Raw genomic sequence first — 19958 nt, 5'->3', positions numbered from 1 at the left:
CAAAATGACTAAACAAGAAATAATAAATACTTTCGATCCATCACAACCAGGATTAGCTGACGCAACTATTTTCGGATTACCATTTTCATCAGAACAATCAGAAATTATTATAATTCCAGTGCCTTGGGAAGTAACAGTGAGTTATGGTGCTGGTGCTTCAGAAGGTCCAGAAGCTGTTTTGGATGCTTCTTTTCAAGTGGATTTGAATCATCAAGATTTTCCTGAACTATGGAAACTAGGAATGTATTACGCAGAAATTCCAGATTCATGGAAAACCAATTCTGATAAATACAAAGCATTAGCTCAACCCATTATTGAAGCTTTAGAAGATGGTCAAGATGTGTCTGAAATTCCAGCATTGAAAGCCGATTTAGATAAAATAAATACTGTTTGTAGAGATTTGCATTCAGAAGTTAAAGAAACTGTTTTGCATTGGATGAACCAAGGTAAAAAGGTCGTTCTTCTTGGAGGTGACCATTCAACACCACTTGGTTATTACGAAGCTTTGGCAACCAAACACGATAATTTCGGAATTCTTCACCTTGATGCGCACATGGATTTGCGTCTTGCTTACGAAGGGTTTACATATTCGCACGCATCAATCATGTACAATGCATTACAAATCCCACAGATTTCTAAAATTGTTCAAGTTGGAATTCGCGATTTCTGCGAACAAGAAGTTGACGTTGTAAAATCACAAAACGGAAGAGTTTTGGTTCATACAGATTCCGATTTGAAAAAAGAAACTTTCGAAGGCAAAACGTGGCAACAACAATGCGATGCAATCATAGTTTCATTACCACAAAAAGTTTGCATTTCATTTGATATTGACGGTATGTATCCATGGTATTGCCCAAACACAGGAACACCAGTTCCTGGCGGATTTTCATTTGAACAAGCCACTTATTTATTCAACAAATTGGCCGAAAGCGGCAAAGAAATTATAGGATTTGATTTGGTAGAAGTAGCACCAGGCGAAAATGATGATTGGGATGGAAATGTAGGAGCAAGAATGTTGTTTCACATGTGTGGTGTTTTAGCCAAAAATAACGGATTGAATGTTGGGACAAAAATAGAGTTTTCAAGAAAGTAAGTTTTAGGAAACGTTAAATTAAACACCTTAAAAAACTTATCAGCTAGTAATAACGTACCTTTAAAAAAATATAAAAAGGTACATATGAGGAATTTATTAGTTTCGGTAACAATTTTAGGAATGATGTTTTTTACTTCTTGTAAAAATTCAGACAAATCTGGTGTTGTAGATTCAGAAAAACAAGTTGTTATTGATTCAATGAAAGTTGTAGCAGAAAAACAAAGAATTATTGATTCGATGAAAGTTGACGCTGCTAAAATTGCAAAAGAGAAAGAAGTAATTGTAGTTAATAATGCTTCAAGAACTCAGTCATCAGGAGCAACAACAACAGCAACAACAAAAAGAAAAGGTTGGAGTGGAGCAGCAAAAGGCGCTGTAATTGGAGCTGGAGTTGGCGCAATAACTGGTGCAGCGATTAGCAAGAAAAAAGGAGAAGGTGCCATTATTGGCGGACTTGCTGGAGCTGGAGTTGGCGCTGGAACAGGTGCAATAATTGACAGTAGTAAAAAATAAAAATTTAAAATAAAATTTTTAAAATCCGCAGCAGTAATTGTTGCGGATTTTTTATTTAACTTTGAGTTTTATCTTACTTTATGAAAAAATTCAAAAAAGCATTACTTATTTTTGTTGCACTACTACTTCTAATTGCACTTTCACTTTACATTTATCTTCAAACAACAAAACCTCAATATGAAGGTGAAGTTGACATAAAAAACATTTCTAAAAATACCGAAGTTTTATTTGACGAGTATGGAATTCCGCATATTTATGCTGCTAATCAAACCGATGCTCAAGTAGTTTTAGGTTATGTTCATGCGCAAGATAGATTATGGCAAATGGAATTATTACGTAGAATTGCCGCTGGCAGATTATCGGAACTTTTTGGGAATAAAGTTTCTAAAACAGATATGTTTTTTGTTGGTTTAGGAATTGATGAAAATTCTGACAAATCTGTAGCGAATATTGATAAAAATTCAGAAAGTTATAAATTATCAATGGCTTATCTTGATGGGATAAATCAATACATTGAAAACGGAAAAACTCCAGTTGAATACACTTTATTAGGATTAGAAAAGAAACCATTTACTCTAAAAGATGTTTATAATATCTTCGGATTTATGTCTTTTAGTTTTGCAATGGCTCAAAAAACCGACCCATTGATGACGGATATTCGTGATAATTTAGGTTCAGAATATTTGAAAGATTTTGGACTTGATGGTTCTTTTGGTGCTGTTCAATTAAAAAGTTTTAAAGGCGAAGTTTCTAATTATTCCGAGATTTCTAAACAAGTAGCAAGTATTTTAGACAATTCACCAGTTCCAGCATTTATTGGAAGTAATAGTTGGGTAATTGGTTCACAAAAAACCAAAAATGGAAAAGTAATTTTTGCCAACGATCCGCATATCGGTTTTGCACAACCTTGTACTTGGTATGAGGCACATATTTCTTGTCCAGATTACGAAATTTATGGCTACTATTTGGCTGGAACTCCATTTCCACTTTTAGGACATAATCGAGACTATGCTTATGGATTAACGATGTTTGAAAACGACGATATAGATTTGTTTCAAGAGGAAATTAATCAAAAGAATAAAAATCAATACAAGTATAAAAATGATTTTTTAGATTTTAAGAATCGAAAAAAAACCATCAAAGTAAAAGACAGTTCCGATATAGTTTTGAACATAAAAGAAAGTATTCATGGACCAATTATGAATGGAGTTTTGAATACTATTTCTACCGATAAACCTATTGCACTTTCGTGGATTTATACACAACAAAAAAATCAAATTCTTGATGCAGTTTATCATTTAAGTCATTCTAAAAATATAACCGATTTTAGAACAAATATTGAACTTATTCATGCGCCAGGATTGAACATTATGTATGGAGATGCTCAAAATAATATCTCTTGGACAGCCGCTGGAAAGTTGTATAAATTGCCAAAAAATGTCAACCCAAATTTCATTTTAAATGGAAGTAATGGTGAAGATGACAAAAAGGAGTTTCTTGATTTTTCTAAAAACCCAACAGCTTTAAATCCGAGTTGGAATTATGTGTATTCTTCCAATAATCAAACAGAAGCAGTTGATGGTTATTTATATCCAGGTTATTATTTACCAAAAGATAGAGCAATGAGAATTGAAAGTATTCTTTTTCCAAAAAACAATTGGACTTCTAAGGATGTTGAAAAAATGATTTTGGATAATACTTCAACCAATTCAGCAAAAAATGCCATATCAATTGTTTCAAGTTTGAATACCAATGATTTTTCTCGTTTAGAAAAAGACGCAATGTATTCTTTAGTAAAATGGGATGGCGAAAACGAATTAACTACTATTCAATCAACTATTTATAATAAATTAATCTATAGATATTTAGAAAATACTTTTCAAGACGAATTGGGTAAAGATAAATTTTCGGCGTTGCTTTCAACACATGTAATTAAGCAAATAATTGAACCTCAAGTAGCTAACGAAAATTCAGTTTGGTGGGATAATTCTAAAACTAAAGATAAAAAAGAAACTCGAAAAGAAATTCTAACAAAATCATTTAGAGAAACTGTTGCCGAACTCGAAAAGCAACTTGGAAATGACATTTCAAAATGGACTTGGAATAGGGTTCATACTTTGGAACATATGCATCCAATTGGTCAAATTGAACTTTTATCTTCATTTTTTAATGTCGGAAAATTTGAAGTAGCAGGAAGCAATGAAGTGATTAATAATTTAGCAATGGGTTTTTCTGCTAATGGAAAATATGAGGTAAAATCTGGACCATCAACAAGAAGAATTATCGATTTTTCTAATGTTGAAAATAGTGTAAGTATTTTGCCAACAGGAAATTCAGGAAATCCAATGAGTAAGCATTATAATGACCAAGCCGAAATGTACAATCAAGGCAAATTCCGAAAAATGAAGATGAATAAGAAAGAGATTATGGAAACATCGACAAAGTTGGTTTTTGTCAGTAAGATGTAAATATAATTCGATAAATTTGCAAAACCGCTTATAAAAAGATAATGCAAACTCCCAAAAAAATAGCCATTGTAGGTTCAGGTTTAGTAGGAACCTTATTGGCAATCTACCTTAAAAAACTTGGTCATACAGTTCATGTTTATGACAGAAGTCCAGATATTAGAAAAATTAATTTTTCTGGTCGTTCTATTAATCTAGTACTTTCTGATAGAGGAATTAAAGCACTAAAAGATGTTGGTTTAGAAGATGAAGTGCTTGGAATAGGTATTCCTGTTGAAAAAAGAGCGATTCATGTTGGCGTAGATACTGTAAACGAGCAATTTTATGGTAAAGATGGTGAAGTGATTTATTCGCTATCGAGAGGATTGTTGAATAAAAAAATGGTGGATTTGGCTGAACAAGCCGGAGTTGATTTTTACTTTGAGCAAAAGGTTTGGGATGTAGATTTAAACACTGCAACAATTTCAATTGGTGAAACCGAAAGAGGCGAGTGGTTTACTAAAGACTATGATATCACTTTTGGCGCTGATGGTGCGTTTTCAAGAATTAGACATAGAATGCAACGCCAGAGTATGTTTAACTATTCACAAGAGTTTTTAAATATTGGTTACAAAGAATTAAATATTCCTGCAAATTCTGATGGAACACATAAGCTAAATAAAAACGCTTTGCATATATGGCCAAGAGGAAATTTCATGCTTATGGCATTAGCAAATCCTAATGGAAGTTTTACGTGTACATTGTTTATGCCTCACGATGGAGAAAATTCTTTTGAAGAATTAAAAACAAAGGAACAATTAGTTGAATTTTTCGCAAAACATTTTCCAGATACAAAAGAAGTAATTCCAAATCTTGTGGAAGATTTTTTCAAAAACCCAACAAGTTACTTGGTTACAATGAAATGTTTTCCATGGACTTTTAGTGATAAAGTTGCTCTAATAGGAGATGCTTGTCATGCTATAGTTCCATTTTATGGTCACGGAATGAATGCCGGATTTGAAGATATTACCGTTTTAAACAATATGATTGAAAAATATGGTGATGATTGGGCAAATTTGTTAAACGATTACGAAAACTCTAGAAAACCAAACACTGATGCTATTGCCGAACTTTCCTATAGAAATTTCATGGAAATGAGTTCGAAAACCGCAGATGAAAAATTTCTTCTTCAAAAGAAAATTGAAAAATGGTTTTCAGACAAACATCCTGACAAATGGATGCCATTGTACAGTCGTGTAACTTTTAGTTTACAGCCTTATTCTGAAGCTTTAGCTATAGGTGATTTTCAAAATAAAATCATGGAAGATATTTTAAAAATAGAGAATATACAAGAAAATTGGAATTCAGAAGAAGTAGAGAATATGATTATTCAATTATTAAATTCCAAATAAAAAATCCCAAATCCCAATTTATTTACACTTTGGAATTTGGAATTTCAAATTTCAATATTGGTATTTTACTCGCGATGTACTTTTTCAAAATCGAATGCCGGTTTGCAAATTGCAATATATTCACAAGGTTCATCAAACGGATTAGAATATTGAACTCTTGTATTTGCTTCAATTTTTATAGATTGACCAGTTTCTAAAATTACAATTTCGTCTTCAATAATAAATTGCTTTTTACCCGAAATTATATAAGTGTATTCTTCAAATTCAGGTGTTTGAAAAGGTTCACTCCATTTTGGTGGTGCAACCATATGAGCAATTGAAATGTCATTATTATTTGTAGCGACTTTTCCATGATGTTCTTCAATCAATTTACCATCAGTAGTTGGAACTACAAAAGGTGTTTTTTGGATTAAGTATTTTTTCATAATATCATTGTCTAAATTCTTTTTCCAATTTAGTTACTTTCTAAAAATCTTCATCAAAATTCCAAAAACACCACGAATGAAACTTGCGCTAGTTACAACTTTTGTTACAGATTTACCGATAACTTCTGCAGTACTTGGTTCGTTACTTTTCTTTTCTTCTACTTCAGTTTCTTCAGCTTGTTCAAATGCTTCTTCAATTTTTTTAGTTAGAATTTCGTAAGCACTTTCTCTGTCAATTTCTTCGGCATATTTTTTTACCAATTTAGATTTTGCATTGATAGCTTCAATTTCTGAATCCACCAAAATATCCATTCTACTTTGTGGTGCACGAAGCATTGTTGCAGCCAAAGGTGTTGGAATTCCTTTTTCATTTAATGCAGTAACAAAGGCTTCTCCAATTCCAAGCGAAGTCAAAACTTCATCGGTTTGATAATAATCAGAAGTTGGATAATTATCTGCAGTTTGTTTGATGGCTTGTCTATCATTTGCTGTAAAAGCTCTCAATGCATGCTGAATTTTCAAACCTAATTGAGCCAAAACACCTTTAGGAATATCCATCGGATTTTGTGTAACAAAGTAAACACCAATTCCTTTTGAACGAATAAGCTTGATAATAGTTTCTATTTGATCTAAAAGTACTTTACTTGCTTCATCAAAAATTAAATGTGCTTCATCAATAAATAAAACTAATTCAGGTTGATCAACATCACCTTTTTCTGGCATTTGCTGATAAATTTCAGCCAATAAACTCAACATAAATGTCGAGAATAATTTAGGTTTATCTTGAATATCTGTTAGACGTAATATATTAATGTATCCTTTTCCGTTTTCATCGATTCGCATTAAATCATCAATTTCGAATGATTTTTCTCCAAAAAAGAAATCGCCTCCTTGTTGTTCTAGTTCAATAATTTTTCTCAGAATTGTTCCGGTAGTAGCCGTTGATATCTTTCCGTAGTTTTCAGAAATTTCATCTTTTCCCTCTTCGGTTATATAATTAAGGACTTTTTTAATGTCTTTTAAATCCAACAAAGGCATTTTGTTATCATCACAATATTTAAAGATAACAGCCATCACTCCAGCTTGAGTATCGTTTAAATCTAATATTCTTGAAAATAATACAGGTCCAAATTCAGAAATGGTTGCTCTCATTCTCACACCATCTTGAGCAGAAAGTGTCATTAGCTCAACAGGAAAAGAACTTGTAGCGTAGGGAATATTTATTTTTGCATGACGTTCAGTAATAAAAGGTTTCTCTTCACCAGGTTGCGATATTCCAGAAAAATCACCTTTTATATCCATCATTAAAACAGGAATTCCAAAAGAAGACAATTGCTCAGAAAGTACTTGAATGGTTTTAGTTTTTCCAGTTCCAGTTGCTCCTGCAATTAATCCATGACGGTTTAATGTTTTCAATGGAATTCTAACTTGAGTTTCTCCAACAGGTTCGGCGTCTAAAATTGCAGCTCCTAGAATTATACTTTCTCCTTTAGAAGTGTAACCTTCGTTAATGTGCTGAATGAAGTTATCTTTTTTACTCATTATTATGAAAATTAGAATGATTTTTTAATTTAAAGCGAATATAATACATTTTTCACTTCTCTTAATGTCCCTATATGATTCATTTTTTTACCTCTTCCCAACCTTTTCTACTTTTTTCACCTCTATATAAATAATAAATGCAGTTAATTAAACGTTATTAAGATTAGGAATTATTGAGTTTTTAATTAGTTATGATTGAAACTTTTAAACTTTTAACATTAAAATTAAATTTTCAATAGAATAAATTCTATGAATTTGTGTGATTTAAGATAATGTTATAAATAACAAAAAAAGTTTTTTTATTTAAACTAAAAAATTAAATTTGCTCCTATTCAAGTTTACTTACAACTAAAACTTATAAATTATTAAAAACTTAAAATTTTAAAAAATGGCAAACGTTAAAAAAGACAACGGTTCAAACGGAGGAGGAATGATTTCTGGAATTATCATCGTAGCATGTATTTTTGTTGGATGGATTATTTGGAACTTTATTATGGGTAATGGTGCAAACTTCGAAGGTGGAGTAAACACAGGACATCCACTTCCTGGAAATTATTTAGCGATGGTATACAAAGGAGGTCCAATTGTACCAGTCTTAATGGGATTATTATTAATGGTAATCGTTTTCTCTTTCGAAAGATATTTCGTTATTTCTAAAGCTGCTGGAAAAGGTAACTTAGATGCATTCATGAAAAAAGTTCAATCTAGCATTGCTGGTGGTAACATTGAAGATGCAATTGATGCTTGTGATAAACAAAAAGGTTCAGTAGCAAATGCTATTAGAGCTGCATTAGTTAAATACCAAGACGTTAAAAAAGAAGGTTTCTCAAGCGAAGAAGCTGCTGAAATGATTCACAAAGAAATCGAAGAAGCTACTTCATTAGAAATGCCAATGTTAGAAAAACACATGACTATTCTTTCTACATTAGTATCTTTAGGAACTCTTGCAGGATTATTAGGAACAGTAACAGGTATGATTAAAGCGTTTGGTGCATTAGCAACTGCTGGTACTCCTGACCAAGCTTTATTAGCAAATGGTATTTCTGAAGCACTTATCAATACTGCAACAGGAATTTCTACTTCTGCTTTAGCAATTGTTACTTACAACTTATTTACTTCTAAAATCGATACTTTAACGTATTCTATCGACGAAGCTGGAACAGCAATCGTGAATACTTACAGAAGATTGAGAGGAAGTTTAAAATAATAGTAACTTTTTTTTAGCACAGATTAAAATGTGTTAGATAAAAAAATATATAACAAATGGCAAAAATAAAAATGTCTAAAAAGGCGGCATCTATCGACATGACAGCAATGTGTGACGTAGCTTTCCTTTTGCTTACGTTCTTCATTTTGACAGCTACAGCAAAGACTCCTGAGCCATTGCCTGTAGAAACGCCAGCGTCAACAGTAGAGGTGAAACTTCCTGAAACTGGTTTAGTGACGTTGACTGTTGGTAAAAGTGAAGGAAAAGATAAAGTGTTTTTTGGAATGAAGGACAGAGATGTTCGTGAAAAAACACTTGAGTTAATGGGCAATAAATATGGAGTGAAATTCACACCAGAAGAATCTGCTCAATTTGCTCTAATCGATGAGTTTGGTGTGCCAATACAAGCACTTAAACAAATTATTGCTATGAAAGGTGCAGAAAGAAACAAGGCTGGTTTACAACCAGGAATCCCAATGGATTCTATAGACAATCAATTAAAAGATTGGATTTATACTGCACGTCAAGCAAATATTGAATTAGGTAAAGAAAAAGATCTCGACTTCGCCATCAGAGGTGATGCTAAACAAGAATATCCAAACATCAAAAAAATTATGGATATTTTACAGGACCAAAAAATCAATAGCTTCAATTTAGTTACTGGTACAAGAGGTAAAAATTATTAATTCAAAAAATATAGTACAAAATGGCTGAATTAAATACCGGCGACGGTGGCGGTGGCAAAGGCGGAAAAGTAAGAAGTAAAAAGCAAAATTCTAAAGTTGACTTAACAGCAATGGTGGATTTAGCGTTCTTATTAATTACGTTCTTTATGTTAACGACATCGTTATCTAAACCTAAAGCAATGGATTTGGGTTTGCCTGATAAAGGTGATGAAAAAACCCCTGAATCAGATATTAAAGTTGACCAAAGAAGGACAGTTACTGTTATTCTAGGAGATAATGATAAAATCAAATGGTTTCATGGACTTATTGAAACTCCAGAACCAGGAGGGAAACCTCAAGATATTGGTTATGGAAAAGAAGGAATTCGTAGTGTTTTACTTCCTAAAGTTAAATCAATTCCAGAGGTAACAGGTGATAAGGATAAAGGTTTAATTGTAATTATCAAGCCTACTAAAAAATCAACTTACAAAAACTTAGTTGATATCCTAGATGAAATGGCAATATGTAAAGTGCCTACTTATGCAATAGTTAATGATTTTTCTGATCCAGAGAAAAAATTAGCTGAAGAACTTAATAAAGGTGCTAAATAAGTACTAACAATAAAAAGAAACAAAATGAAGTTAGACCTATTAAATAATAAATGGCTAGACATCGTTTTTGAAGGACGTAACAAAAGTTATGGTGCTTATGAATTGCGTAAAGACAATACTAAGACCAATGTTCGTGCTTTAATTATTGGTGCGGTTATTTTCTCTTTTGCAGTGGCAACTCCATTATTGATAAATTTAATCCCAGATTCTTCTGATGATGATTTGTCATTAAATGAGAAAATTACAACAGTAAAATTACCACCAAAAGAAGAAAAACCTAAAGAAAATCTTCCACCACCTCCACCACCTCCACCAAAAGTGGACCAAGTTAAATTTGTTAAACCAGTAGTGGCAAAAACAAATGAGGTTACAGAAGAGCCACCAAAAGTAGAGGATATTAAAGACAAAAATCTTGGTAAAGAAGACATCAAAGGTGATCCAAATGCCGATTTAGTTTTGACACCTCCAGGTGATGGACCAAAAGGACCTGCAGTAGTTGAGGAAGATAATACAATTTATAATTCAGCTGGTATCGAACAAAAACCTGAGTTTCCGGGTGGTATGGCTAAATTTTATAAATTTATCGAAAACAACTATAATGTTCCTTCTGAAAGTCCAGGTGGAAAAGTTTTCATACAATTCGTTGTTGAAAAAGATGGTTCTTTAACAGATATCAAAATTTTAAGAGATATTGGTCACGGAACTGGAAAAGAAGCAGAAAGAGTATTGAGAAAATCTCCAAAATGGACTCCAGCTGAGCAAAATGGTAAAAAAGTAAGATGTTCTTACCAATTACCTATCACGCTTCAAGCTCCTCAAGAAGAATAGTAATGATTAAGAAATTAATTTCAAACTATAAGAAGAAATCGCTTAACGAGCGATTTCTTCTATTTATAGGATTTTTGTTTTTTTTGATTTATTTAACATTTGGTGTTGTGCTAATTTTTTGGTCTAGTTTTCCAATACGATTGCAACCACAATATAGAATAGCTCTAGGAATACTATTAATGGCTTACGGTTTTTTCAGATTCTATAGATATTTTAATACTAACAATGATGAAGAATAAAAAGATTTTATTTTTGATTTTAGTTCCAATTCTTATTTTAGGAATTGTAATATCATGTGTGAAAAAAGATAAAAACGATCCTAAGTCAGATACAATCATTGAAGGAAAAACTACAATTTTAGTAGATGAAACTTTAATGCCTATTGTTGAAGATCAAGTAACTATTTTTGAGACACAATATGATGCAAAAATAACTTTACTTCCTAAGTCTGAAAAAGAAAGCGTTATTGATTTTACAAATGAAAAATCAGGAATTATCGTGCTTTCTAGAGAATTGAATAAGGAGGAAACAGCTATTTTTAATCAGAAAAAAATTAAACCTAGAACTACAGCATTTGCAATAGATGCTATTACATTTATAAAAAATACAAAATCAAACGATACTTTAATTGATTTAAAAGAAGTAATTGATTATTTAAAAGGAACTAAAAACAGCATAAAAGGATTGGTTTTTGACAACCCTAACTCAAGTACAGTTAGCTATTTATGCAGATTAGCAAAGATAGAATCACTACCAAGTGAAGGTGTTTTTTCATTCAAAACTAATGATGAAGTAATAAAACACGTTTCAGAAAATGATGGAATGATTGGTGTAGTTGGAATAAACTGGTTGACACAACCAAAAGCAGCAATGCAAAAATTTGTAAATAGTGTAAAAATTTTAAGTGTGAAAACTGCTGATAATAAGTATGTTTACCCATCACAAGAGAACATAGGAAGTAGAGCATACCCTTTGGCACGTGTTTTGTATATTATCAATTGTCAAGGATATGAAGGATTAGGAATGGGCTTTGCTTCATTCATAGCCGGAGAGATAGGACAAAGAATAATTACACAATCGGGACTTTCTCCAATGAGAGAACCAAGCCGAAATATTAGAATTAGAAATCAAATAGAAAACAAGAAATAAATTACAATAAGATGAGCAAATTTAAAATTTTCAGTATTGCTTTGTTAGCTTCAGCCGCAGTGAGCCAAGCACAAGACTTAGATCAAGCTAGAAAAGCGATTGATGCTGAACAGTATGAAAAAGCTAAGTCATTATTAAAGAGTATTATTCAAACCAAAAGTAATGGTAGAGCATCATTTCTTTTAGGGAATATATATCTAACTCAAAACATCGAGGATTCTGCAAAAATTTCTTTTGACAGAGGTTTATCTTCTGAAGAAGGAAAAATCAATAACATTGGTCTAGGTCAATTAGAATTGAATAGTGGTAATGTTGCAGCTGCAAAATCTAAATTTGATGCAGTAACTAAAGATCTTAAAAAGAAAGATGTGGAAGAGTACATCTATATTGCAAAAGCTTATATGAATGCTGACAAACCTGACTATAAAGCAGCGATTGAAGTTTTGAATAAAGCCAAAGTTGCAAATCCAACTAATGCATACATACACTTAGCTTTAGGTGATGCATACTATGGTGAAAAAAATCAAAATGAAGCATATTCAGCTTATAGAAGCGCTTACCAATCTGATAGTTCTTTGATTAGAGCTAAAATGCAATTGGGTGTTTTGTTAAAAGGTGCTAAAGCTTATAGTGAATCAATTAAAGCGTATGATGAAGTTATTGCAATCAACAAAAGTTATGGTCCTGTTTACAGAGAATTGGCAGAAACTTACTATTTGTGGGCTAACAATAAACCTTCTACTTACACAGAAAACATCAAAAAAGCATTAGATAGCTATAATGAGTACATGAAATTAACAGATTATTCATTGACATCTCGTATGCGTCATGCAGACTTCTTAATCTTAGCAAGAGATTATGTAGCTCTAGAAGCAGAAGCAAATGAAATGAAAAAACTAGATAAAGTTAATCCAAGAATTCTACGTTATTTAGGTTACTCTGCTTATGAAAATGGAAATACAGAAGCAGCTATTACAGCACTTAATGAATTTATTGCTAAAGGAACTAAAGTAATTCCTGGTGATTATTATTACTTAGGATTAGCTCTTGTAAAAAAATCAATTGGTGCTGATGGGAAAACAGTTGACGCAACAATGTTAAAAAATGGAGCAGCTGAGATTCAGAAAGCACTTAATATGGAGCCAGTTTTAGCAAATGGTCTGAACGAAATTGGTAAAAAGTATTTTGGACAAAAGTTGTATGATGTTTCTTCAGCTATTTTTGAAGCAGCAATTTCTAACCCAACGTCTAAAAACTATCTTGAAGATAATGTTTATTATGGTCTTTCTGTTTTCACTATTAATAGAGGAAAAGATGCAAAAACTATTGACCTTGTAAGTTTAGATAAAGCTGATAAAGCTATGGATAATGTAATTACAGCATCACCAACTTATCAAGAGGCTTATTTATACAAAGCAAGAATTAACAGTTCATTGGATAAAGATGATGTGATGGCAGCTACTTATCAAAAATATTTAGATATCGTATTACCTAAAGGTGACGAAGAAATAGCTAAAAATAAAGCAAAAGTTACAGAATCTTATAACAGTATTGGAGCGCACTATGCTAATACTGATAAAGTAAAAGCAAAAGAGTTTTTTAGCAAAACTTTAGCTTTAGATCCAACAAATAATTATGCTTTAGAGTCTATGAAATTGTTGAAATGAGGAGCGGACCCTATAATACCCGAAACTAAAGCTCCTGTAACTACAAAAAAGAAAGTTGTAAAAAAGACAACTAAAAAGAAGAAATAACAATCAGAAACGTCCAAGAAATTGGACGTTTTTTTATTTACATATGTTAAAGTTTTGTAAGAAATTATTTCTTTAAATACTAAAGTCTTTATTTCGCAGTTATTTAGAAAACTAACCAATAAATTTTATGCCTAAAACGTTATACACCATTCTTGCAATTGTATTCTGCTCCTTTACTTATGGTCAAAACACCTTTAATCTAAAAGGAAAAGTAATTGATGAAGTAACCAAATTACCAATAGAGTCTGCAACAGTTTATCTTTCTTCAGCTAAAGATTCTACAGTGATTGATTATACGATTACAGATAAATTTGGAAAATTTGATTTCAAATTGAAGAAAATTGACAAACCAGTTTATTTAAAAGTGTCATTTGTAACTTATGATGAATACAAAATACCTTTAGAGAATGTGTCTGCTGACAAAGATTTTGGAACTTTAGCATTAAAAGTTGCCATAAATAATCTAGATGAAGTCATCATCAAGAAAGAAACTCCTCCAATTAGAATTAAAAAAGATACTTTAGAGTTTAATGCTTCTTCATTTAAAGTTCGTCCAGATGCTAATGTTGAAACTTTATTAAAGCAATTACCAGGCGTAGAAATTGACGCTGATGGAAAAATAACGGTTAACGGAAAAGAAGTAAATCAAATACTTGTTAATGGAAAACCATTTTTTGATAAAGACGGAAAAATTGCACTTCAAAATTTGCCTTCAGATATCATCAATAAAGTTCAAGTTTCTGACACTAAAACTAAAAAAGAAGAGCAAACAGGTGCTGCAGCAAGTGCCAATACAGCCAGCATAAATCTTACCATTGACGAAAATAAAAACAAAGGATTTTTTGGTAAGTTCATGGGCGGACGAGGTTCTGATAAGCGATATGAATCTAGTACTTTAGTAAATTATTTTAAAAATAAACGAAAGATTAGTGTCTTAGCATCATCCAATAATATCAATGCAACTGGATTCTCAATGGATGAAGTTTTTGATAATATGGGTGGAGGAAGAAGCAGAAGTGTCTGGATTGGTGACAATGGTTCGTTTGGAATAAACGGAAGAAGTTTTGGAGGAAATAAGGGGATTACGCAGTCTAATTTAGTTGGATTGAATTATTCTGATGAATGGTTTAAAGATGCAGAAACTTCTTTGAGTTATTTTTATTCTGGAGCAAATTCTAAAAATACCAATAGAACAAGTTTGACTAACTTTCTTCCCTCAGGAAATTTCTCCACAAACTCTAATTCAAATACAAACGAAGACAGATATGTTCATAATGTTACATCATTATTTGAATTTAAAATAGATTCATTAACAACAATATCATTAGAACCAAATTTTACAAAGTCTAATAACAAAAATAGAAATGTTGCTTCTCAATCTTCTTTTGATGCAGCTAATGCTCTTTTAAATGAAAGTAGCTCAAATAATTTCTATGAAAATAACAATGACTCTTTCAATAATACATTGTCTTTCACCAAATCATTTAAAAGAAAAGGTAAAAGTTTAAGTTTTGTTTTTGATAGCGAAAATTCTAACACAAAAGAAGATGAAATTGTAAGGTCAACAACTATTTTTTATCAAGGAGCCGATCCAGATGATGTCAGGAATCAGACCAATAATTCTAAAAACATAAGCTCCAATTACAGGGCAGAACTAGAGTTTTATCAACCAATTACAGATTCACTTCAAGTAAAATTGGGTGTAGAATATAAAATTGATAAAAACAGAGATAGAAGAAATTCTTTTGATTTTGATGCAACAAATGAAACTTATTCAATTGCAAATGATGAATTATCTAATGCTTTCAATTCGTTAGAACGAACAATTACCCCAAACACAGGTTTAGCCTACAATAGCAAAAAAATGAATTTCAATTTGAATGTTGGAACAACATTAATCAATTTTGATAATGATTCAGAATACTTAAATGTGAAAACCAGTTTAGAAAAAGAATTTGTTTTACCCTATATAAACACTTATGCTAGTTATCGTTTTTCAAAAAGTAAAAACTTATGGATTAACTACAATTACTCTTACACGCTTCCAACTGCAAGACAAATTTTGCCAGTAGAAGATTTAGCTAATCCATTGAATACTATAATTGGTAATCCAAATTTGGATTTGAATCAAAATCATGGTATTTATTTTTCTTACAGAGATTTCGATTACGCAACACGTTCTGGATATGGAGTTTATACAGGAGGAAATTTTTACGATAATCAAATCGTTTCCTCAACAACATTTGATGCCAATAGAAAAAGAACAACTTCATACGAAAATGTATCTGGTACATATAACTCGTGGTTTGGGTTATATTGGAATAAATCCATCAAAAAAGACGGACATAAATATAGATTTGAACTTAGAGCAAATAACAATTTTGGTTTGTCAAAAGGATTTACCGATGGAGAATTGTTTAGTGCAAAAACCTATACGTTTAATCCAAGAGTTAATTTTACATATGAATATGGTGAACTGTTAACGATTAATCCATCTTACAATTATTCCTTTAACAAAACTAATTTCTCAAATTATGTGATTGAATCGGCATCCAATTTTACTCACCGATTGAACTTACAAGTAACGAGTTTTTGGCCAAAAAATTGGACTTTCGGAAACGACTTTGGATACACATACAACTCAAACATAGCAAGCGGATTTAAGAAAGATTTCTACTTATGGAATACCAGTTTGTCATATAGTTTTTATCAAAAGAAATTAATGGCAAAAGTAAAAGTGTATGATATGTTAAATCAAAATCAAAATGCAACAAGAAGCATCACAGCAACATCAATCAGAGATGAAGAAAACGTAGTGCTAAGACGTTACGTAATGTTTTCATTAACCTACAAACTAGAAAAATTCGCAGGAAAAGAAAAGAAATCAGGTGGAATGATGTGGTTTTAAAAAATAAAAAAGGCTTTCTAAATTTAGAAAGCCTTTTTTTATTTAAAATGATTTTTTAAATTCTTGGTTACCAACTTCCATCAGCACCTCCTCCAGAGAAGCCTCCACCGCCGAAACCACCACCGAAACCACCGCCTCCGCCAGATGATCCTCCAAATCCACCACCAAAACTTCCGCCACCAGAACTTCTTCCCATATTGCTTAATATGATAATATCTAGTAAACTTGGTCCGCCAGATGAATTTCCTGAATTTCCACCGCCTTTATTTTTGGAGGCTAAAATCATTATTACAACGAAAATAACTATGAAAAGAAGTATTGGAAAAATACTATTATCATTAGAATCTTCAATTCGAGTTCCTTTATATTTTCCTGTTAAAACTTTAAAAATAGCATCAGCACCTTTATCTAATCCGTTATAATAGCTACCTGCTTTAAATTCAGGTGTTATAACATTTCTATTAATTTCACCACAAATTCCTGCTACTAATCGATCTTCAACACCATATCCAGGTCTAATGCTCATTTTTCTGTCATTTTTAGCAACTAAAATAATGACACCATTATCTTTGTCTGCTTGACCGATTCCCCATTTATGAGCCCAATTAGTTGCTAATACTCCAACAGCTTCACCTTTTAAATCTTCAATTGTAATTACAACAATTTGAGTAGTTGTAGAATCTGAGTATTTAATTAATTTATCTTCTAAAGCCGCTTTTTCTGAAGCATTTAAAAGTTTTGCATAATCATAAACAGAAGTTTGAAAATCGGGTTTAGGCGGAATTGTAAATTGCCCAAAACCAAGCTGATGTAACAACAATAATGAAGCAATCAACAAGAATTTTACGATTCTAAAAACTAGTTGTATCATCCTTTTGATATTTCGTTAGAAAGTTCGTCAGTATCATTATCCAGAAAAGGAAAATGTTTTTTTAGTTGTTCGCCTGCATTGTTAATTCCGTCAACCAATGCTTGTTTGTTGTTGCCGTTTTTAAAATGGTTTAACATGATGTCTTTGGTACAATTCCAAAAATCATCAGCAACTTTTTCATTGATGCCTTTGTCTCCATAAATTGCAAATTGTTTGCTTTTTACAGCCACATAAATTATGACACCATTTCGGTCTTTGGTGTTTTCCATTTTAAGAAGATTAAAAACCTCCACAGCTCTGTCAATAGGAGCCATGGATGTTTCTTTTTCTATGTGCACACGAAGTTCACCTGAAGTATTTTTTTCAGCCAAACGAATAGCTTCAACTACTTCTTCCTCTTCGGCTTTAGTTAAAAAATCTTCTACTTTTGACATTATTTTTTATCTTCTTTTTTATCAAAATTAAATTCCACATCTGGAGCTTTATCTGCACCAGCAACTGCTTCGAAGAATGGTTTTTCTTTAAATCCAAACCAACCTGCAAAAATACTATTTGGGAATACTTTTACGTGATTATTGTATGGTTTGATTGCTTCATTGTAACGAGTTCTTGCTGTCAAAATTTGATTTTCTGTACTTGCCAACTCATCCTGCAATTTCAAGAAGTTCTCATTAGCTTTCAAACTTGGATATTGTTCTACAGTTACCAATAATCTTGATAAAGCACTGCTCATTCCACCTTGAACTTGGTTAAATTGTGCTAATTGTTCAGGAGTAATGTTAGTTGGGTCAATTGTCATAGAAGTTGCTTTTGCACGTGCTTCAATAACTGCTGTTAAAGTTCCTTTTTCATATTCTGCAGCACCTTGAACGGTTTTCACTAAATTTCCAATAAGGTCATTTCTTCTTTGATAAGCTGTTTGTACATTACCCCAGCTTTCTTTTACATCTTGTTCAAGAGTAACTGCTGTGTTATTGATTCCTTTGAAGTAGCTATATCCTATTAATACTACAGCTGCTAAAATTATCCAAGGCAAAAATTTTCTCATAATTTCTAATTGTTTAAAGTTTATTTATTGTTTTTGTTTATTGATTTATAAATTGTTCTTTATGTTTGTCAACTCCGCTTTGATTCCTTCAAGCTTTGAAATGATATCAAATTTGTCTAAGGTTTTTTTCTGACCTTCTTTTAAATGCGTTTTTGCTCCTTCCAATGTAAATCCACGTTCTTTAACTAAATGATAAATCAGTTGTAAATTCTTCACATCTTCTTGTGTGAACATTCTATTTCCTTTGGCATTTTTCTTTGGTTTAAGAATGTCAAATTCTTTATCCCAAAACCTTATAAGTGATGCGTTTACATCAAAAGCTTCGGCAATTTCACCAATACTAAAATATAATTTGTCTTTTGATAATTCTATGTGCATTTTTTTCTATTTATTTAATTTTGAACACTGAACACTAGTCTAAAGATTGATTCTCTTGATTAGCAATTTTTGAAATCGCTACGTATTCTGCTGCCGAAATATTTCCGTAATAAAAATTAATCGGATTTGTTACTTTTCCGTCTTTGTGAACTTCATAATGTAAATGTGGCGCCTGACTTCTTCCTGTGCTTCCTACATATCCTATTATGTCACCGCGTTTTACTCGTTGTCCTGGTCTTACTTTGTACTTGCTTAAATGGGCATACAATGTTAAATAGCCAAAACCATGATTAATTTCAATATGATTTCCATAACCTGAAAGTGAATTATCAGCACTTTTCACAACACCATCACCAGTAGCATAAATTGGAGTTCCAGTTTTGGCAGTGAAATCCATTCCTTCATGCATTTTTCTTGCTTTTGTAAACGGATCAGTTCTATATCCAAATCCAGATGCCATGTGCTTCAAATCCTCATTTTTTACTGGTTGAATTGCAGGAACAGCGCCCAATAATTTGTCTTTTGCTTTTGCCAATTTCAAAATTTCATCCAATGATTTTGATTGAACTGCCAATGCTTTTGAAATTGCATCCACTTTTTCGGATGTATTTATGACTAATTCAGAATTATTAAATCCTTCTAATTCTTTATATCTTTTTCTGTCGATAATTCCTCTTCGTTTTTCGTTTGAAATGGGTGAGGAGTTAAAATAAACACGATATAAATTATTATCACGTTCTTCCAAATCGGAAGCTACTTGATCGATATCTTCAATTTTCTTATTCAAAAGAGCGTAACTCAACTTCAAATTTTCAATTTCTCTGGCTTGAATCTTATCTTTTGGTGTTTCAAAATAGGGTGTATTCATTAAAACTACAAAACAAAGAAATCCAAATAAAGCCGATGCAACCAAGAATAACAAGGCATAACCAAATTTTTTCCTTTTCTTCGGACTAATAATTCGGTAAGCTAAACTTTCTGGGTCGTAATAATACTTAACTTTCTTCGACATTTCTTAAATTATACTATTTTTGTAATCGTTTTAAGAATAACAATGGTTATACGAACAAATTTAAGAAATGTTTCAAACTAAACTATTTTTTATTTTTA

General features: G+C 31.7%; 18 protein-coding genes. 11 read left to right on the top strand and 7 right to left on the bottom strand.

What is annotated here, in order from left to right; genetic code table 11:
* The first annotated feature begins 4 nt into the window (after window positions 1-4).
* The 4 genes from ACYU7A_RS06805 to ACYU7A_RS06790 all read left to right on the top strand — a co-directional run bounded on the left by ACYU7A_RS06805 (window position 5) and on the right by ACYU7A_RS06790 (window position 5462).
* Window positions 5-1093, top strand: coding sequence for an agmatinase family protein (locus ACYU7A_RS06805; RefSeq protein WP_460575209.1), 1089 nt, complete (start codon window positions 5-7; stop codon window positions 1091-1093).
* 84 nt (window positions 1094-1177) lie between these two features.
* The gene (locus tag ACYU7A_RS06800; RefSeq protein WP_460575207.1) at window positions 1178-1606 is read left to right on the top strand and encodes a glycine zipper family protein; all 429 of its coding nucleotides are present in this window, start codon (window positions 1178-1180) and stop codon (window positions 1604-1606) included.
* An 80-nt stretch (window positions 1607-1686) separates the two neighbouring features.
* Window positions 1687-4074 carry a penicillin acylase family protein gene (locus ACYU7A_RS06795; protein WP_460575205.1) on the top strand — a complete coding sequence of 796 codons (2388 nt, stop codon included), beginning with the start codon at window positions 1687-1689 and terminating at the stop codon, window positions 4072-4074.
* Window positions 4075-4115: 41 nt separating this feature from the next.
* Window positions 4116-5462, top strand: a complete 1347-nt coding sequence (locus ACYU7A_RS06790) for an FAD-dependent oxidoreductase (protein WP_460575203.1) — start codon at window positions 4116-4118, stop codon at window positions 5460-5462.
* Window positions 5463-5527: 65 nt separating this feature from the next.
* Here the strand turns inward: ACYU7A_RS06790 and ACYU7A_RS06785 are convergent, their stop codons facing one another.
* Both ACYU7A_RS06785 and ACYU7A_RS06780 read right to left on the bottom strand, forming a co-directional pair.
* Window positions 5528-5887 carry a cupin domain-containing protein gene (locus ACYU7A_RS06785; RefSeq protein ID WP_460575201.1) on the bottom strand — a complete coding sequence of 120 codons (360 nt, stop codon included), beginning with the start codon at window positions 5885-5887 and terminating at the stop codon, window positions 5528-5530.
* Between the two features lie 33 nt (window positions 5888-5920).
* Window positions 5921-7429, bottom strand: a complete 1509-nt coding sequence (locus tag ACYU7A_RS06780; RefSeq protein WP_460575199.1) for a helicase HerA-like domain-containing protein — start codon at window positions 7427-7429, stop codon at window positions 5921-5923.
* A 388-nt stretch (window positions 7430-7817) separates the two neighbouring features.
* Between ACYU7A_RS06780 and ACYU7A_RS06775 the strand changes: the two genes are divergently transcribed.
* The 7 genes from ACYU7A_RS06775 (at window position 7818) to ACYU7A_RS06745 (ending at window position 16551) form a co-directional block, all read left to right on the top strand.
* A complete protein-coding gene (locus tag ACYU7A_RS06775) occupies window positions 7818-8636 on the top strand; it encodes a MotA/TolQ/ExbB proton channel family protein (protein ID WP_460575197.1) in 819 nt (272 codons plus the stop codon).
* Window positions 8637-8692: 56 nt separating this feature from the next.
* Entirely contained in the window at window positions 8693-9322 is a 630-nt protein-coding gene (locus tag ACYU7A_RS06770) for an ExbD/TolR family protein (RefSeq protein ID WP_460575195.1), read from the top strand.
* Between the two features lie 20 nt (window positions 9323-9342).
* Window positions 9343-9912, top strand: coding sequence for an ExbD/TolR family protein (locus ACYU7A_RS06765; protein ID WP_460575193.1), 570 nt, complete (start codon window positions 9343-9345; stop codon window positions 9910-9912).
* Between the two features lie 24 nt (window positions 9913-9936).
* A complete protein-coding gene (locus tag ACYU7A_RS06760; protein ID WP_460575191.1) occupies window positions 9937-10740 on the top strand; it encodes an energy transducer TonB in 804 nt (267 codons plus the stop codon).
* 225 nt (window positions 10741-10965) lie between these two features.
* Window positions 10966-11889 (top strand): PstS family phosphate ABC transporter substrate-binding protein, encoded by a 924-nt coding sequence (locus ACYU7A_RS06755; RefSeq protein WP_460575189.1) that lies wholly within the window; start codon window positions 10966-10968, stop codon window positions 11887-11889.
* 11 nt (window positions 11890-11900) lie between these two features.
* Window positions 11901-13556 (top strand): tetratricopeptide repeat protein, encoded by a 1656-nt coding sequence (locus ACYU7A_RS06750; protein WP_460575187.1) that lies wholly within the window; start codon window positions 11901-11903, stop codon window positions 13554-13556.
* 214 nt (window positions 13557-13770) lie between these two features.
* Window positions 13771-16551 carry an outer membrane beta-barrel protein gene (locus ACYU7A_RS06745; RefSeq protein ID WP_460575185.1) on the top strand — a complete coding sequence of 927 codons (2781 nt, stop codon included), beginning with the start codon at window positions 13771-13773 and terminating at the stop codon, window positions 16549-16551.
* Window positions 16552-16618: 67 nt separating this feature from the next.
* Here the strand turns inward: ACYU7A_RS06745 and ACYU7A_RS06740 are convergent, their stop codons facing one another.
* Genes ACYU7A_RS06740 through ACYU7A_RS06720 form a run of 5 tightly spaced genes read right to left on the bottom strand, consistent with a single transcriptional unit; the run spans window position 16619 to window position 19860 of the window.
* Window positions 16619-17422 (bottom strand): TPM domain-containing protein, encoded by an 804-nt coding sequence (locus ACYU7A_RS06740; RefSeq protein WP_460575183.1) that lies wholly within the window; start codon window positions 17420-17422, stop codon window positions 16619-16621.
* The gene (locus tag ACYU7A_RS06735) at window positions 17419-17856 is read right to left on the bottom strand and encodes a TPM domain-containing protein (RefSeq protein WP_396146948.1); all 438 of its coding nucleotides are present in this window, start codon (window positions 17854-17856) and stop codon (window positions 17419-17421) included. Before ACYU7A_RS06735 ends, ACYU7A_RS06740 begins: the two co-directional genes overlap by 4 nt.
* Window positions 17856-18470, bottom strand: a complete 615-nt coding sequence (locus ACYU7A_RS06730) for a LemA family protein (protein WP_460575181.1) — start codon at window positions 18468-18470, stop codon at window positions 17856-17858. Before ACYU7A_RS06730 ends, ACYU7A_RS06735 begins: the two co-directional genes overlap by 1 nt.
* Window positions 18471-18515: 45 nt before the next feature.
* Window positions 18516-18848 (bottom strand): MerR family transcriptional regulator, encoded by a 333-nt coding sequence (locus ACYU7A_RS06725; RefSeq protein WP_298120414.1) that lies wholly within the window; start codon window positions 18846-18848, stop codon window positions 18516-18518.
* Between the two features lie 34 nt (window positions 18849-18882).
* The gene (locus ACYU7A_RS06720; protein ID WP_460575179.1) at window positions 18883-19860 is read right to left on the bottom strand and encodes a M23 family metallopeptidase; all 978 of its coding nucleotides are present in this window, start codon (window positions 19858-19860) and stop codon (window positions 18883-18885) included.
* Window positions 19861-19958 lie beyond the last annotated feature (98 nt).

The organism is Flavobacterium koreense (assembly GCF_054776075.1).
The sequence above is the reverse complement of the archived record's forward strand: the minus strand, read 5'-3'. Positions and strand labels throughout refer to the sequence as shown.

Excerpts from the sequence above, each read along its gene's own strand:
- ACYU7A_RS06805 (WP_460575209.1), top strand. The coding sequence starts at position 5 with ATGACTAAACAAGAAATAATAAATACTTTCGATCCATCACAACCAGGA.
- ACYU7A_RS06800 (WP_460575207.1), top strand. The coding sequence starts at position 1,178 with ATGAGGAATTTATTAGTTTCGGTAACAATTTTAGGAATGATGTTTTTT.
- ACYU7A_RS06795 (WP_460575205.1), top strand. The coding sequence starts at position 1,687 with ATGAAAAAATTCAAAAAAGCATTACTTATTTTTGTTGCACTACTACTT.
- ACYU7A_RS06790 (WP_460575203.1), top strand. The coding sequence starts at position 4,116 with ATGCAAACTCCCAAAAAAATAGCCATTGTAGGTTCAGGTTTAGTAGGA.
- ACYU7A_RS06785 (WP_460575201.1), bottom strand. The coding sequence starts at position 5,887 with ATGAAAAAATACTTAATCCAAAAAACACCTTTTGTAGTTCCAACTACT.
- ACYU7A_RS06780 (WP_460575199.1), bottom strand. The coding sequence starts at position 7,429 with ATGAGTAAAAAAGATAACTTCATTCAGCACATTAACGAAGGTTACACT.
- ACYU7A_RS06775 (WP_460575197.1), top strand. The coding sequence starts at position 7,818 with ATGGCAAACGTTAAAAAAGACAACGGTTCAAACGGAGGAGGAATGATT.
- ACYU7A_RS06770 (WP_460575195.1), top strand. The coding sequence starts at position 8,693 with ATGGCAAAAATAAAAATGTCTAAAAAGGCGGCATCTATCGACATGACA.
- ACYU7A_RS06765 (WP_460575193.1), top strand. The coding sequence starts at position 9,343 with ATGGCTGAATTAAATACCGGCGACGGTGGCGGTGGCAAAGGCGGAAAA.
- ACYU7A_RS06760 (WP_460575191.1), top strand. The coding sequence starts at position 9,937 with ATGAAGTTAGACCTATTAAATAATAAATGGCTAGACATCGTTTTTGAA.
- ACYU7A_RS06755 (WP_460575189.1), top strand. The coding sequence starts at position 10,966 with ATGATGAAGAATAAAAAGATTTTATTTTTGATTTTAGTTCCAATTCTT.
- ACYU7A_RS06750 (WP_460575187.1), top strand. The coding sequence starts at position 11,901 with ATGAGCAAATTTAAAATTTTCAGTATTGCTTTGTTAGCTTCAGCCGCA.
- ACYU7A_RS06745 (WP_460575185.1), top strand. The coding sequence starts at position 13,771 with ATGCCTAAAACGTTATACACCATTCTTGCAATTGTATTCTGCTCCTTT.
- ACYU7A_RS06740 (WP_460575183.1), bottom strand. The coding sequence starts at position 17,422 with ATGATACAACTAGTTTTTAGAATCGTAAAATTCTTGTTGATTGCTTCA.
- ACYU7A_RS06735 (WP_396146948.1), bottom strand. The coding sequence starts at position 17,856 with ATGTCAAAAGTAGAAGATTTTTTAACTAAAGCCGAAGAGGAAGAAGTA.
- ACYU7A_RS06730 (WP_460575181.1), bottom strand. The coding sequence starts at position 18,470 with ATGAGAAAATTTTTGCCTTGGATAATTTTAGCAGCTGTAGTATTAATA.
- ACYU7A_RS06725 (WP_298120414.1), bottom strand. The coding sequence starts at position 18,848 with ATGCACATAGAATTATCAAAAGACAAATTATATTTTAGTATTGGTGAA.
- ACYU7A_RS06720 (WP_460575179.1), bottom strand. The coding sequence starts at position 19,860 with ATGTCGAAGAAAGTTAAGTATTATTACGACCCAGAAAGTTTAGCTTAC.